The organism is Sphingorhabdus sp. (assembly GCF_044239005.1).
In the GTDB taxonomy this organism is placed as follows: Bacteria; Pseudomonadota; Alphaproteobacteria; order Sphingomonadales; family Sphingomonadaceae; genus Sphingorhabdus_B.
Window position 1 is genome coordinate 1 of record NZ_JBIICH010000013.1, and the last position, 12,829, is coordinate 12,829.

Below are 12,829 nucleotides of genomic sequence, written 5' to 3' on the forward strand. Positions count from 1 at the left end.
TGCTGCTGATCACCCATTATCAGCGGCTGCTCGATTATGTGAAACCCGACTTTGTGCATGTCCTCGCCGACGGCCGCATCACGCGGACCGGTGGTGCAGAGCTCGCGCTTGAGCTGGAGCGTGACGGGTATAAGGAATTGGCGGCTTGAGCATGTCCGCGCCGACCCGCCATAATGAAGCATGGCGCTACAGCGACATTGCCGCCGTCGAGGCGGCTTGGCCATTGCCTGCGCCCGAAAGCATCATCGTGCCTGCGGGTGGAACCTTTGCGCGGACGATTATTCAGGACAGCGGCACTATCCATCAATTGGACATCGCGATTGGCAAAGGCGCCACCGCCGCAATCCATGTGCTGAATATCGGCGGCGATTATGGGCGGGTGGAGCTTAACGTCACACTGCACGAGGGTGCTGATTTCAAACTTGGCGCGGTGCAAATTGGCGGTGCTTCGCAAACGCTTGAGGTCATTACCACTGTCACCCATGCCGAACCCGGCGCGACATCATCGCAGATCGTCCGCTCCGTCTTGGCGGGTACGGCGACCGGCACCTATCTCGGCAAAGTGGCCGTGGCACGCGATGCCCAGCAAACCGACAGCGTGCAGTCCGTCAAAGCGATGCTGCTGGACCGCAGCGCGACGGCCAACGCGAAGCCGGAACTCGAAATTTACGCCGACGACGTCAAATGCGCCCATGGCTGCGCGATTGGCGAGTTGGACGCCATGGGACTTTTCTATCTGCAAGCGCGCGGCATTACCCCTGCCGACGCAAAGAAGCTGATGTTGCAGGCCTTTGTCGCGGGCGTGTTCGAAGGCGCGGCTGATGAAGAGGCGCTGACCGAAGCGGCGTTGGCCAAATTGGGGGATTTGGTGTGAGCGCACGGTTCCCCCTAAATCGTCGTCACCCTGAACTTGTTTCAGGGTCTATTTCGCCTCGCAGAGCTTCGGTCTCAGTTGCACGATGGATGCTGAAACAAGTTCAGCATGACGGTGTGTTGCTATGCTGATGTCTGCTTCACCCATCCGCGACCAATTCCCCGGCCTTGCGAACAACTGGCATTATCTCGACACCGCCGCGACGGCGCAAAAACCGCAGGTCGTGCTCGACGCGATGATGCGTGCCGGTGGCGCCGATTATGCCACCGTCCACCGCGGCGTATATGCCCGCTCGGCTAATATGACGGTCGCGTTTGAGGCGGCGCGTGAGCGCGTGGCGCGGTTCATCGGCGCAGCATCACCGAACGAAGTCGTGTTCGTGCGCGGCGCGACCGAGGGCATCAATTTGGTCGCCCAAAGCTGGGGCCCCGCCAATCTGACCGCTGGCGACCGCATCATGCTCAGCCGGTTGGAGCATCACAGCAATATCGTGCCGTGGCAGATGCTCGCGGAAAAGGTCGGCGCGCATATCGACGTCTGCCCACTAACCGACGATGGCTTGATTGACCTCGACTGGCTGGAAGCGAACCTTACTGAACAACATAAGCTCGTCGCGCTGGCGCATGTGTCCAATGTGCTTGGGTCGGTCCTTGGCGTAAAGCGTGCGGCCAAGGCTGCACATGCTGTTGGTGCCAAGCTCATGCTCGATGGCTGTCAGGCCGCACCGCGTATGCGGCTGAACATGGCCGAGCTTGGCTGCGACTTTTACGTCATGTCCGGCCACAAATTATATGGCCCAACCGGTGTTGGCGTGTTGTGGGCACAGGCGGAAACGCTGGATTCTATGCCGCCATGGCAAGGCGGCGGCGCGATGATTGATCGTGTGACCTTTGAAAAGACGACTTACGCCCCGGCGCCATCGCGGTTTGAGGCGGGCACCCCGATGATTATCGAGGTAATCGGCCTGCACGCCGCGATCGATTTTATCGACAGCTTTGGTCCCGAGGCGATATTTGCGCATGAAAGCGCGCTCGCCGCGCAAACGCGCGACGCCTTGCGCGGTATCAATTCGGTCACCTTATACGGTCCGGAAAAGTCCGCTGGCATCGTGTCCTTCAGCATGGAGGGCATCCATCCGCACGATATCGGCACGATATTGGACGAAGAAAATGTCGCCATTCGTGCCGGCCATCACTGCGCACAACCGCTGATGGACCATCTGGGCATCCCCGCCACTGCGCGGGCGAGTTTTGGTATTTATAATGACGAAAATGATGTCGCAGCGCTGGTGCGCGGGCTGGAACGGGTGAAAAGGATTTTTGGATGAACGAGAACATCCGGATAGAAGAAGTTGATAGCGTCGAAAAGCCGCCCCGTGCGCGCGTGGAAAACGCCATCGAAACGCCTGGCGAGACATTGGCCCGCAAGAAGGATTATCTGGAAGGGTTTCTCGCGCAGAAACCTGCTGCGCCATCACCGGGCGAACCCGACGGCGATTTGTACGAAGCGGTCATTGCCGCGCTTAAGGAAATTTACGACCCGGAAATTCCGGTGAACATTTATGACCTTGGGCTTATTTACAATGTCGAGATCAATGACGGCCATGCGCTCGTGTCGATGACACTGACGACCCCGCATTGCCCGGTGGCAGAATCCATGCCGGGCGAAGTTGAACTGCGCGTTGGCGCGGTGCCGGGCATTGGCGATGCTGAAGTAAATTTGGTTTGGGAACCCGCGTGGTCGCCAGCCAATATGACCGATGAAGCCCGTCTGGAGCTTGGAATGTTATGACCGATGTAAAGACCCGCGTTCGCCCCGCTGCAGTCATCCTGACGCCCGCGTCGGAAGCGCGGATTGCCGAGCTGATGTCCAAGGCACCCGAAGGCGCGATTGGCGTAAAGCTGTCCACGCCGCGCCGGGGCTGTTCGGGCCTCGCATATTCGGTCGACTATGTGTCCGAGGCCATCGCTTTTGATGAAAAAATCGAAACGCCAGGCGGCGTGCTCTATATCGATGGCGGCTCGGTTCTCTATCTCGTCGGATCCATCATGGATTGGGTCGAAGATGAATTCGCCGCTGGCTTTGTTTTCAATAATCCCAACGCCACCGGCAGTTGTGGATGCGGCGAGAGCTTTACGGTTTAAAAACCGAACTGCAGCCGGAATGCAACGCCGATGTCATTCGGCGCGCTTTCGAAATGCCCCGGCTCCTGTCGCCAGAACAGGTTTGACGAGAGATAGCCGCCGCTCATTGGCAATATCCACGCAAGCTCGCTCGCGATTTCGCGGCCTTGCGGCGCAAGACTGAAGCGTCTGATGCCGAATGTCGGGGTAAGCGTCGCATAATCATAGGCAATGGGCACATTTAGCGTGAGACCGCCGCTGGTGACACGCAGCGGTTGGGCAAGCCGAAACGCCAGCCGGTCGCCGGGCGCGAACGCATTGGCCCGTGTGACGTCAAAGGAGAATGCGTTGCTCTTCAGCAGGCTTTGTCCCGTCAGTGTCGAACCCGCATTGGCATAGGTCCATCCTTGCCGCCAACTGGTGCCGATGGACCAATCCTGTGCCAAGGTCGCTTCCATATTGCCGTCGACGAACAGGCTGCGCGCACCGCCGCGGCCGATGAAGTTGGCAAAGCGGGCACCGAGGATCGTTTCATCTTCACGCATCCAGTTGGCACCCAGCGCCAGTCTGGCCGGCCCGATCTTGCGATCCAGCGAGAGCCCTAATGTTGCATAGGGATATTGGCGTGCACCCCGGCGGAGATATTCGTCTCCGGCCCCTTCATACAGACGGGCGTCGCCATGTTCGACGCTGCCGGTCAGTCCGAAAGCACCCAATTGCTGTCGCAGGGCAAAGGAATTGCCCTGCTGGCGTTCAAACCCGCCCTCCATCCGCGCCGCACCAGCGGTCAAAAAGGCGCTGCTTGCCATGTCTTGCAAGGCCGCAACCTGATGGGCGGCGGTTTGCCGGATGCCCAGACTAAAGCGGGTATCCTTCGTAATTGCTGCGCTGACCCGGCCTGCCAACAACCGCGCCTGTCGCGCTTGCCCGTCCGAAAGCGCGAGCGGCAATATGCTGGCTGTGCCGGCGCCGCTGTCGCTGATCGAAAATGCAATTTGGGTTGTGCCAAGAGCCGCGCTGACCGATCGGTCCTGATGGATAAGCGCAGGCGTCAAACGCAACCGGGGCGCAGTGGCATTCAAACCATGCGCAAGGTCGATGTCATATGCACGGCCATAGCTATCCACGATCACCGCGTTCACGGGACGATTGGACATCGCAACATCGCCCATCGGGCCACTTGTTGTGCCACCATCGCCCGAAAGCGGAACGGCTATTGTTGTGCCCGCCAATGACGTCGTTCCGGAGGGCGCGAAGGCACGTGCAATATCCAATATGCCGCGTCCGTAAATTGCGTCGGTGCCGGGGTCGCCCGCATCGCGCGCTGATGACAAGAGCAGATTTACAATCTGTGCGCCCGTGAGATTGGGAAAGGCTTGCGCCAGCAAAGCTGCAGCTCCCGAAATCTGTGGCGCAGAGAAAGACGTGCCATTGAAAACTCTGATAAGTGACTGACCATTCTCGACGAAACGATAGATGGTGTCGTTCCGATATTCGCAGCAAATGCCTTGCCCCAATGCGGACAACACTGCATTTTGCGCGACACCCGCCTTGTTACTAAAGTTGGATATGACATCATTGTCATCGACAGATGTCGAAATGATAACAAGCCCGTTTCCGCTGGCCAATAGAGCTTGCGCAAAGGGGCTTGGGCTGTTCGGGTCAAAGGCAGACGAAGCTTCATTGCCCTCATTACCAGCGGATACAACGACGACGATTCCGGCCAAGGTCGCGCGATTTATCGCAGCCCGTAATATCGAACTCGCACCGCCCGCACCGCCGAGTGAAATGTTTATAACACGCGCGCCATTGTCGACCGCACGGTCGACCCCTGCTGCAATGGAGGTGTCCAGAAAGGAACATGAAGCCGCATCTTTGCCGGGGGCTGCCGTGGTACAGCTTCCCGCCTGATCCGCCCGAAGCGCTAATATTGTCGCATTAAAGGCAATGCCATGTACATCGCGATCATCTTTGGCGGCTGCAATGACCCGCGTTACCGCAGTACCATGTCCGTCGTCATCACCAAGTGGCCTACCCGCACCCGTTACATCGCCCGACTGTGCATGAATGCGGCCAGTGAACTCATGGCTATTAGGATCAATCCCTGAATCGATCACACCAACGGTTACGCCTCGCCCGGTAGCGCCTGCCTGATAAGCCGTGATCGCACGGTGAACGCTCGGCCCATCTGACTGGAAATATTCTATTGTTATGAAATTCGTCGGCGGCGGCGGTGGCGGCGGTGGCGGCGGCGGGGGCGGCGGGGGCGGCGGGGGCGGAGGTGGCGGAGGCGGCGGCGGTGGCGGCGGTGGCGGCGGGGGCGGCGGAGGTGGCGGCGGCGGCGGGGGCAGAGGTGGCGGGGGCGCGACGACCACCGGCGGGGGAGGTGGAGGCGGGACTACAGAAGGCAGCGGCGTCACAACAACTGGGGGCGGGGGCGATTCGGCCGTGGGTGGAACCGGCACGGGGGTCGAATTCACGCCGCCGCCGCCACATGCAGACAGTGCGAGTGCAAAAACAACCGATGTGCCGATTGCTATTTTGCGATCAACCCGCGCTTTAGTCATATCCGCAACATAGTCATGGGAAAGAGACATTCATCCAAAGAATGGTTAATATATGATTCTCTTTCGGTAGACGCAACATGCCCGTTGAGTAACGCAGGGTATGTTGTTAGGCGCCGTCGATGCAAACGCCTTTCACCGATATCGACACATGGATCTTTGATCTCGACCTCACCTTATATGGCCCGGAGGCGAATATCATGGCGCAAGTCCGGGACCGCATTGCGCTATATGTCGAGGATCATTTTAAAATTGGCTCCGTCGAGGCGCATGAAATCCGGCATCGTTATTGGAAGAAATATGGCACGACATTGGGCGGGCTGATGGCCGAACATGCGGTTGACCCTTACGGCTATCTCGATTTCGTCCACGAGGTTGACTTGAGCCTATTGCAACCCGCGCCGGATTTGCGTGGGCATATTCATGCGTTACCGGGCCGCAAAATTATCTTCACCAACGCTGATGCACCTTATGCCGAGCGTGTGTTGACCGCGCGCGGTCTGGACAATGTGTTTGAGGATATTTTTGACATCCACCGGATGCAGCATATGCCAAAGCCTTTCGCCGGCAGCTACGACGCCTTGTGCAGCGAATTGAGGATCGACGCCACGCGGGCACTTTTTGTGGAAGATTCCGCACATAATCTCGTCCCCGCCAAAGCGTTGGGCATGCGCACAATTTGGGTGAAACATGAAGGCGAAGCTGATAGCGCAGCCCATCAAGACCATATCGACCATGAAATTTCCGATGTGACCCAATGGCTATCGGAAATTCACAGCTTTGAAAGAGCCGCATGACTGGACAACTAACTGCCATCATTGACGCCGCATGGGACGCCCGTGACGCGATCAGCAGCGCCACCCAAGGCGAGGTGCGCGACGCCGTACAAACCGCATTGGCTGGACTGGATGACGGGTCACTGCGCGTTGCGGAAAAGCTGGATGGCAGTTGGCAGGTCAACCAATGGCTGAAAAAGGCTGTTTTGTTGTCGTTCCGGTTGAATGACAATGTCGTGGTTGATGGCGGTGCAGCGGGCGCACCTGCCTATGACAAGGTCCCTTCCAAATTTACAGGATGGGGCGAAAGCCGTTTCCGCGACGCAGGGTTCCGCGTTGTGCCCGGCGCCGTCGCGCGGCGCGGCAGCTTCATCGGCAAGAATGTTGTGTTGATGCCCAGCTTTGTAAATATCGGCGCACGCGTTGATGAAGGCACCATGGTCGACACATGGGCAACGGTCGGAAGCTGCGCGCAAATTGGCAAAAATGTCCATCTGTCGGGCGGCGTTGGCATTGGCGGCGTACTTGAGCCACTGCAGGCTGGCCCTGTCATCATTGAAGACAATTGCTTTATTGGCGCACGGTCAGAAGTTGTAGAAGGCGTCGTCATCGAAGAAGGCGCAGTGCTTTCGATGGGCGTTTTCATCAGTTCCACCAGCAAAATCATTGACCGGACAACAGGCGAAATCTTTGTCGGCCGCGTTCCGGCTTATTCGGTTGTTGTGCCAGGTTCGCTCCCGGGCAAAGCGCTTCCCGACGGCAGCCCAGGCCCAAATCTTTCCTGCGCGGTCATCGTCAAACGCGTCGATGCACAGACCCGCGCAAAGACCGCAATCAACGACCTGTTGAGGGATTAATTCGCCGAACCGAGCAAGCACGATCAAAACGGACTTGCAATTCGGACGGATTTACTCCAGACGATGCGGGCGGACCGGGCCCCTCTGGCGCTTCGCTTCTTCGGAAGGAACGTGATGTCGGCCGCATCGGATGTTTCCGGTGCACTGGTCAGGCGGTCTTCAAACCCCCCGAAATACGCTCGTCTGTGCCCGGAACATCCGATTGAACTTAAACAATGTTCAAGAGGATGTAGTGATGACTTTTTCGTCATTTCGATTGATGCAATATCACCAAAAAATTGATCGCGAACTGCGCGCCGAAATTTCTCGGCGCTGGCCAGACGTGTTTCGGATCCAAAAACTGAAACGGCTGAAGCTAGCGATCAAGGATCGGTTAGCGCGCCACGCGCATACCTCCTTTGGCCGTCGTCTACGCCTTAAAAGGGCTTAATATTTGAAAGCTGACGCCGCGTGCGTTTCAATCTGCGCGGCGTCGGCACGTACAATACAGGGAATGATTTCATGGAATTTTTGATGATGGACTGGTTGGGCACACCGGTTTGGTTCTGGTTGGCCTTTATCGGCATCGTAATCACGCTCACCGCGTTTGACCTTGGCATTTTGCACAAGGAAGACAAAGAGATGGGCATCGCCGAAAGCCTTAAGCTATCGGCGTTTTACATCAGTATTGCGATGCTGTTCGGCCTTTGGGTCTGGTTCCAAAAAGGGGCCGACATGGGCATGAAATATTACACGGGCTTTTTCATCGAAAAGGCGCTGTCGATTGATAATGTCTTTGTCATCAGCCTGATTTTCACCTTCTTCGCGATTCCACGAAAGTACCAATACCGCGCATTGCTATGGGGCATTATCGCCGTCATCGTCTTGCGTGGCCTAATGATTGCCGCTGGCGCTGCCATTGTGCAGGAATATTATTGGACGCTGTATATCTTCGCCGCTTTCCTGATTGGAACCGGCATCAAGATGCTGTTTTCTGGCGATCAGGAAATGGACGTCGCCAAGAACCCGGTGGTCAAATTTATTTCCCGGCATATGCGCGTGACCAAAGAGCTTCATGACGAGAAGTTCTTTGTGAAGGTACCAGATGACAAGACCGGCAAGATGGTGCGCGCTGCGACGCCATTGTTCCTCGCGCTTGTCGTCATCAACCTCGCCGACCTCGTGTTCGCAGTGGACTCGGTACCGGCGATCTTTGCCATCACCACGGACACGTTCATTGTGTACACGTCAAACATCATGGCGATTTTGGGCCTGCGTGCCTTGTATTTCGCTCTCGCCGCGATGGTCCATCGTTTCCATTATCTTAAGTATGCGCTGGCATTGGTTCTGGTCTTCATCGGTTCAAAGATCTTTGTTTCAGACTTTGTGATGGACGGCGACAAGTTCCCGCCCGTCCTGAGCCTGGGCGTCACCTTTGGCCTGATTTTAGGAGGCATATTCTTTTCGCTCTGGAAAACGCGCGGACAGGATCAATCACATCACACGCTTTAGTTTTTACTTTAGCGACCAAGAGGAGAAAACTGAGATGAATAAACTTATGTTAAGCGCAGTTGCAGTTGCATCGGTAATCGCCATTCCGGCTCAGGCTAAAACCGCGGCACCCATGCAGTGCGCGGCCGTCAACCAAGCGCAAGTGGAATCGCTGTTCAATGATTTCAACAACGCTTGGGCATCCAAAAATCCAGACACGGTCACCAGCTTGTTCACAAAGGACGCAGTCCTGCTGGCTACCGTTTCCAACACGCCACGCACCGACCATGCGGGTATCCGTGACTATTTCGTCGGTTTCCTAAAACCCAGCCCAGTTGGAACCATCAACAGCAGCACGGTCAAGATCGGTTGCAACATGGCAGCACGGCTCGGCACTTGGACGGTAACCGTAACAGACCCTTCAACGGGTGCGAAAACAGACATCAAGGCCCGTTATTCGTTCATCTATCGTATCGAAGATGGAAAGTGGAAAATCGACCATCTACACTCGTCGATGATGCCTGAAAAAGCTGGCTAACGCCGGTCCTTCGTCGGCGCATTAAAGTCGGACGGTTTGTTGGCAATCCATGCCACGAACCGTCCGATTTCTTCATGCGCCAACAACGCATCAGCGGTTGCAAAACGCTTTTCGAGATCGCTGTTGGTGAAATTGGCATGAATGGTGCGATGGCAAATCGGATGCACCGGCTGCCGTTCCTTGCCACCCCGGCTCTTGGGCACAGGGTGATGCCATTCGGTGACCTCCCCCATCGGGCGCGAACACAGCCAGCAGGTTACTTCGGGCGTAACAGACTCTTCGTCTGAGTCATAAAAATCGCGATTTTTTCGCGCCATTGTCGCCGCTCCGTAACCTGCCAGATATCCGCAATCAGTTCTTGCCTGTTCCCAGCAAATCCAACGCGGCGGCCGTCATCGCTTCGATGCCCAAGCGGACCGACGGTTCGGGATCGATCTTGAACAAGGGCGAATGGTGACCGGCCACGGCTGGTCCGCCATTTTTCGCAGCCGCAATCCATTCGGGGTTTGTCCCGCCGACCGCGAAATAATATCCCGGGATGCCAAATTGCTGATCGACGAAGAACGCGAAATCCTCTGCGCCCATATTTGTCTGGCGGAAGGGCACAACAACATCGCTACCCAATGCCGTCGCAATTGCACCGTTCAAGCGACGGGCAAGCGCAGCGTCATTGACGGTGACGGGCGTGCTTTCGTTGACCTTTACGATAGGTAGCTTGTCATTGGGCAGGCCGTGCGCCGCGCCAATGCCCTTTGCCACACGCTCAATCGAAGCAATCAGCTGATCCCGAACCGCTTGGCTATTGGCACGCACGGTCACCTGTAAATCGGCATATTCGGAAATGATGTTATGCTTGGTCCCAGCGTGGAATGCGCCAACGGTAATCACGCCCGCGTCCAACGGGCCCTTTTCGCGGCTGATGATCGATTGCAGACCAACGACGATCTGCGACGCGATGTAGACGGGGTCGCGGCCAAGATGCGGCGCAGCGCCGTGCGTGGCGATACCGGGAACGCGGATGTCGACGCTGTCAGCGGACGAATATTGGATGCCTTCCGATGCTGCGATTTTACCCGTTTCCAATTCTGCTGCCACATGGAAGGCCAGCGCATAATCGGGCTTGGGGAAACGGGTGTATAGACCGTCCTGCACCATGGCCTTGGCACCGCCAACGCGCTCTTCAGCGGGTTGGACGATGAACAGGATTGTGCCTTTCCACCGGTCTTTCATACGCGCCATTTGCCGCGCCGTGCCGAGCAAAGAGGTAATGTGCACATCATGGCCGCAGGCATGCATGACGGGCATTTCAAGGCCATCAACACCAACCTGTCGGACAGTCGAGCTGTTGGCGAGGCCCGAGCGTTCCTGCACGGGCAATCCGTCCATATCCGCGCGGACAAGCACGACGGGACCATCGCCATTTTTCAGCATGCCGACAACGCCGGTTCCGCCAACCTTTTCAGTCACGATCATGCCAGGCACGGTACGCAGTTCCTGTGCCATCCGGGCGGCAGTCTTATATTCGCGGAACGACAGTTCAGGGTTGCGGTGGAAATGGTCCCACAGGCTGGCGAGCGACTTATCATAGTCTGCTTTGACGGCATCCGCATAGTCGGGGCGGGCCGCCGCTGGTGTGGCTATTAATGCGCTTGTCAAAAGCGCGCCCAACAAAGTCTTTTTCATCATAATCATTGTCCCCCATTGTATCTGTTATGCGACGGCTCAAATGTCCCCTGTCGGGTGAGGCCGCCTTGGTCTGAATGCTACGCTATCACGGGCACCGGTCAAAGCAATGCCCGACGGGTGAAAATTCATCGACCATCGTTACATAACGGTAAAATCCCTTGCCTTGCGCCGGGTTAATCCAAAAACCGGCGCGCAGCGAATATGCTTCACCGACATGGCCAAACCATCGATTGCCCGCATTGTCCTCCAACCAATGCACGCCAAGGCCATATGCCGTGAAATAGCCTTTGTCGTCATCGCCATTTGAGCCATTGAACGTCCATACTGGTACGGTCATTTCGGCGAAGCTTTGTTTCGACAATAATGGCGCGCCCTGACGCAACAGCAATTGGCCCACTTTGGCAAGGTCGCGCGCCGAAATGCGCAGGCCGCCTTGCGGGCTGAACGCCGAACCATTGCGCCCAAGAACGTATAGCGCATCAACATCACAACTGCCGTTGGTGGCAGGATACACCGCGCAAGGGTCAGGCCCCTTCATGGCCGCATCGCGCGCCAAATCGCCATTTGGGCGCAACAAAGTGACCGCTTGCGCACGCCGTCCCTCGCTGCACCCGGCACCCCAATTGTAGCAGGCATCAAGCCCAAGCGGTGTCAGCACCAGCCGCGCCATCAACCGGTCAAACCGCTCGCCCGTGGCGCTTTCCAGCACCGCCGCGATCACGGGCGAATTGATATTGGCATAGGAAAAATAGCTTCCCGGCGGGTGGGCAGCATCCCACGCTTTTGGGTTGGCAATGACGTCGGACAACTTGCCATCCAGCGGCACGATATAATCGACGGAATCGCGCAGCCCGCTTTGGTGGGACAGCAAGGCACGCATGGTCACCGGCGTATTAGGGAAGGCTGGGTTGCGCACGGGCCAGCCAAGATAAAGACCGACATCACGGTCAAGATCAAGCACACCCTGCTCCGCCAGCCGCATCGCTCCAATCGCCACCACCAGTTTCGAGATCGAAGCAACGCGCGCAGGGTCATCCAGCGTTACCGCACGGCCTGCAACACCAGCATCGCCTTGCGCAACCCCGTGCGTGATGCCGTCAGCGGTAAAATCAACCCGGACCTCAGCCGCCACAGGAAGTGCGCGTTCAGCCAAGGCAGGCGTTGTTGCACAGCCGCCAAGCGCCGCCGACCACAAAGACAAAGCCGCGATGAAAGGCGCGAGCCGCGTCCTATTCCAAGACAGTCTCATCCCCTGCATCATGCCGCCGGACAGGGGCCTGCATATTTGCCGGTTGCTTTGCCCTGCATCTTCACCTTGCCAATCATCGGCAGACGGACATCGAACTTGCTGTCATAATTGAATGCGGTTTCGCCCATGACGCCCGCAAGCTCCATGTCGACGCTGCCCATGCCTTCCATGCCGCATGACAGCTTCAACCGGATATTTTGGCCCGAAACGTCAAATGCCTTATACACGCATTTCTCCGCGCCATTGCCGCCAAAAAAATCTGCACTTGGCTTTTTGGCTTCTGCCTCAGTCAGGCAGCTGCGGCTAGACGCGCCCTTGGCGACCTCGTCCATAATCTGCTGCTTTTCCGCTTTGCCCAGCGTCGGCACGTCAATGTCGGTGAAGACAAACTTGGTTTCCCACTGCCCGGCCTTCATCGGGATAAACGCGTCATAATCCATTTCGGCGGCGCGCTCTTTGCTGTCGGTGTCAGCGCCTTTGTCCGAACAGGCTGAAATCGCCAACGCCGCAACGCCCAATAAAAGGAACTTGTGCATGGGTTGTCTTTCTTGCTCTGTTGTCATTTCCTTCTTGTGTCCCTGACTTATCAAAAAGGCAACAGGCGATCAGAACCCCTTTTGTGGTTTTGGTGTTCCTTGGCACAGGTGATGACATAGACCACGTTTTTCACATAAAGCCGCCGCACACTCTTG

15 protein-coding genes and 1 pseudogene are annotated in these 12,829 nt (G+C 57.1%); 11 read left to right on the top strand and 5 right to left on the bottom strand.

Annotation, left to right across the window (positions count from 1 at the left end):
* From sufC to ACILQA_RS02005, 5 genes and pseudogenes are all read left to right on the top strand, one after another.
* A pseudogene (sufC, locus tag ACILQA_RS01985) lies at nt 1–149 on the top strand (Fe-S cluster assembly ATPase SufC); the annotation flags it as partial.
* Between the two features lie 2 nt (nt 150–151).
* Nucleotides 152–874, top strand: a complete 723-nt coding sequence (locus ACILQA_RS01990) for a SufD family Fe-S cluster assembly protein (RefSeq protein WP_395628178.1) — start codon at nt 152–154, stop codon at nt 872–874.
* Between the two features lie 124 nt (nt 875–998).
* Nucleotides 999–2,201: an aminotransferase class V-fold PLP-dependent enzyme gene (locus tag ACILQA_RS01995; RefSeq protein WP_395628179.1), complete on the top strand. Its 1,203-nt coding sequence runs from the start codon at nt 999–1,001 to the stop codon at nt 2,199–2,201.
* Nucleotides 2,198–2,665 (top strand): SUF system Fe-S cluster assembly protein, encoded by a 468-nt coding sequence (locus tag ACILQA_RS02000; RefSeq protein WP_395628180.1) that lies wholly within the window; start codon nt 2,198–2,200, stop codon nt 2,663–2,665. Before ACILQA_RS01995 ends, ACILQA_RS02000 begins: the two co-directional genes overlap by 4 nt.
* Nucleotides 2,662–3,018: an iron-sulfur cluster assembly accessory protein gene (locus ACILQA_RS02005; RefSeq protein ID WP_183939052.1), complete on the top strand. Its 357-nt coding sequence runs from the start codon at nt 2,662–2,664 to the stop codon at nt 3,016–3,018. Before ACILQA_RS02000 ends, ACILQA_RS02005 begins: the two co-directional genes overlap by 4 nt.
* Here ACILQA_RS02005 and ACILQA_RS02010 read toward each other — a convergent pair.
* Entirely contained in the window at nt 3,015–5,210 is a 2,196-nt protein-coding gene (locus ACILQA_RS02010; RefSeq protein ID WP_395628202.1) for a S8 family peptidase, read from the bottom strand. The two genes, ACILQA_RS02005 and ACILQA_RS02010, sit on opposite strands and share 4 nt — an antisense overlap.
* On the opposite strand from ACILQA_RS02010, the gene ACILQA_RS02015 reads away from it, so the two are divergent.
* From ACILQA_RS02015 to ACILQA_RS02040, 6 genes are all read left to right on the top strand, one after another.
* Nucleotides 5,209–5,577 carry a hypothetical protein gene (locus tag ACILQA_RS02015; protein WP_395628204.1) on the top strand — a complete coding sequence of 123 codons (369 nt, stop codon included), beginning with the start codon at nt 5,209–5,211 and terminating at the stop codon, nt 5,575–5,577. The two genes, ACILQA_RS02010 and ACILQA_RS02015, sit on opposite strands and share 2 nt — an antisense overlap.
* Nucleotides 5,578–5,683: 106 nt before the next feature.
* The gene (locus ACILQA_RS02020; RefSeq protein WP_395628181.1) at nt 5,684–6,358 is read left to right on the top strand and encodes a pyrimidine 5'-nucleotidase; all 675 of its coding nucleotides are present in this window, start codon (nt 5,684–5,686) and stop codon (nt 6,356–6,358) included.
* Complete coding sequence (dapD, locus tag ACILQA_RS02025; RefSeq protein WP_395628182.1) at nt 6,355–7,194, top strand: 2,3,4,5-tetrahydropyridine-2,6-dicarboxylate N-succinyltransferase; 840 nt, start codon at nt 6,355–6,357, stop codon at nt 7,192–7,194. The genes ACILQA_RS02020 and dapD overlap by 4 nt, the downstream gene beginning before the upstream one ends.
* 259 nt (nt 7,195–7,453) lie before the next feature.
* The gene (locus ACILQA_RS02030) at nt 7,454–7,624 is read left to right on the top strand and encodes a DUF465 domain-containing protein (RefSeq protein ID WP_395628203.1); all 171 of its coding nucleotides are present in this window, start codon (nt 7,454–7,456) and stop codon (nt 7,622–7,624) included.
* Nucleotides 7,625–7,695: 71 nt separating this feature from the next.
* A complete protein-coding gene (locus tag ACILQA_RS02035) occupies nt 7,696–8,685 on the top strand; it encodes a TerC family protein (RefSeq protein WP_395628183.1) in 990 nt (329 codons plus the stop codon).
* 34 nt (nt 8,686–8,719) lie between these two features.
* Nucleotides 8,720–9,202 (top strand): SgcJ/EcaC family oxidoreductase, encoded by a 483-nt coding sequence (locus tag ACILQA_RS02040; protein WP_395628184.1) that lies wholly within the window; start codon nt 8,720–8,722, stop codon nt 9,200–9,202.
* Here the strand turns inward: ACILQA_RS02040 and ACILQA_RS02045 are convergent.
* From ACILQA_RS02045 to ACILQA_RS02060, 4 genes are all read right to left on the bottom strand, one after another.
* A complete protein-coding gene (locus ACILQA_RS02045; protein WP_395628185.1) occupies nt 9,199–9,519 on the bottom strand; it encodes an HNH endonuclease in 321 nt (106 codons plus the stop codon). The two genes, ACILQA_RS02040 and ACILQA_RS02045, sit on opposite strands and share 4 nt — an antisense overlap.
* Nucleotides 9,520–9,553: 34 nt before the next feature.
* The gene (locus tag ACILQA_RS02050; RefSeq protein ID WP_395628186.1) at nt 9,554–10,888 is read right to left on the bottom strand and encodes an amidohydrolase; all 1,335 of its coding nucleotides are present in this window, start codon (nt 10,886–10,888) and stop codon (nt 9,554–9,556) included.
* An 85-nt stretch (nt 10,889–10,973) separates the two neighbouring features.
* Nucleotides 10,974–12,137 (bottom strand): serine hydrolase domain-containing protein, encoded by a 1,164-nt coding sequence (locus ACILQA_RS02055; protein ID WP_395628187.1) that lies wholly within the window; start codon nt 12,135–12,137, stop codon nt 10,974–10,976.
* 8 nt (nt 12,138–12,145) lie between these two features.
* Nucleotides 12,146–12,673, bottom strand: a complete 528-nt coding sequence (locus tag ACILQA_RS02060) for a DUF3617 domain-containing protein (RefSeq protein WP_395628188.1) — start codon at nt 12,671–12,673, stop codon at nt 12,146–12,148.
* Nucleotides 12,674–12,829: the final 156 nt, after the last annotated feature.

What these genes read in the sequence shown, in the direction of transcription:
- ACILQA_RS01990 (WP_395628178.1), top strand. Translation starts at nt 152, where the DNA reads ATGTCCGCGCCGACCCGCCATAATGAAGCATGGCGCTACAGCGACATT.
- ACILQA_RS01995 (WP_395628179.1), top strand. Translation starts at nt 999, where the DNA reads ATGCTGATGTCTGCTTCACCCATCCGCGACCAATTCCCCGGCCTTGCG.
- ACILQA_RS02000 (WP_395628180.1), top strand. Translation starts at nt 2,198, where the DNA reads ATGAACGAGAACATCCGGATAGAAGAAGTTGATAGCGTCGAAAAGCCG.
- ACILQA_RS02005 (WP_183939052.1), top strand. Translation starts at nt 2,662, where the DNA reads ATGACCGATGTAAAGACCCGCGTTCGCCCCGCTGCAGTCATCCTGACG.
- ACILQA_RS02015 (WP_395628204.1), top strand. Translation starts at nt 5,209, where the DNA reads ATGAAATTCGTCGGCGGCGGCGGTGGCGGCGGTGGCGGCGGCGGGGGC.
- ACILQA_RS02020 (WP_395628181.1), top strand. Translation starts at nt 5,684, where the DNA reads ATGCAAACGCCTTTCACCGATATCGACACATGGATCTTTGATCTCGAC.
- dapD (WP_395628182.1), top strand. Translation starts at nt 6,355, where the DNA reads ATGACTGGACAACTAACTGCCATCATTGACGCCGCATGGGACGCCCGT.
- ACILQA_RS02030 (WP_395628203.1), top strand. Translation starts at nt 7,454, where the DNA reads ATGCAATATCACCAAAAAATTGATCGCGAACTGCGCGCCGAAATTTCT.
- ACILQA_RS02035 (WP_395628183.1), top strand. Translation starts at nt 7,696, where the DNA reads ATGGAATTTTTGATGATGGACTGGTTGGGCACACCGGTTTGGTTCTGG.
- ACILQA_RS02040 (WP_395628184.1), top strand. Translation starts at nt 8,720, where the DNA reads ATGAATAAACTTATGTTAAGCGCAGTTGCAGTTGCATCGGTAATCGCC.
- ACILQA_RS02045 (WP_395628185.1), bottom strand. Translation starts at nt 9,519, where the DNA reads ATGGCGCGAAAAAATCGCGATTTTTATGACTCAGACGAAGAGTCTGTT.
- ACILQA_RS02050 (WP_395628186.1), bottom strand. Translation starts at nt 10,888, where the DNA reads ATGATGAAAAAGACTTTGTTGGGCGCGCTTTTGACAAGCGCATTAATA.
- ACILQA_RS02055 (WP_395628187.1), bottom strand. Translation starts at nt 12,137, where the DNA reads ATGAGACTGTCTTGGAATAGGACGCGGCTCGCGCCTTTCATCGCGGCT.
- ACILQA_RS02060 (WP_395628188.1), bottom strand. Translation starts at nt 12,673, where the DNA reads ATGCACAAGTTCCTTTTATTGGGCGTTGCGGCGTTGGCGATTTCAGCC.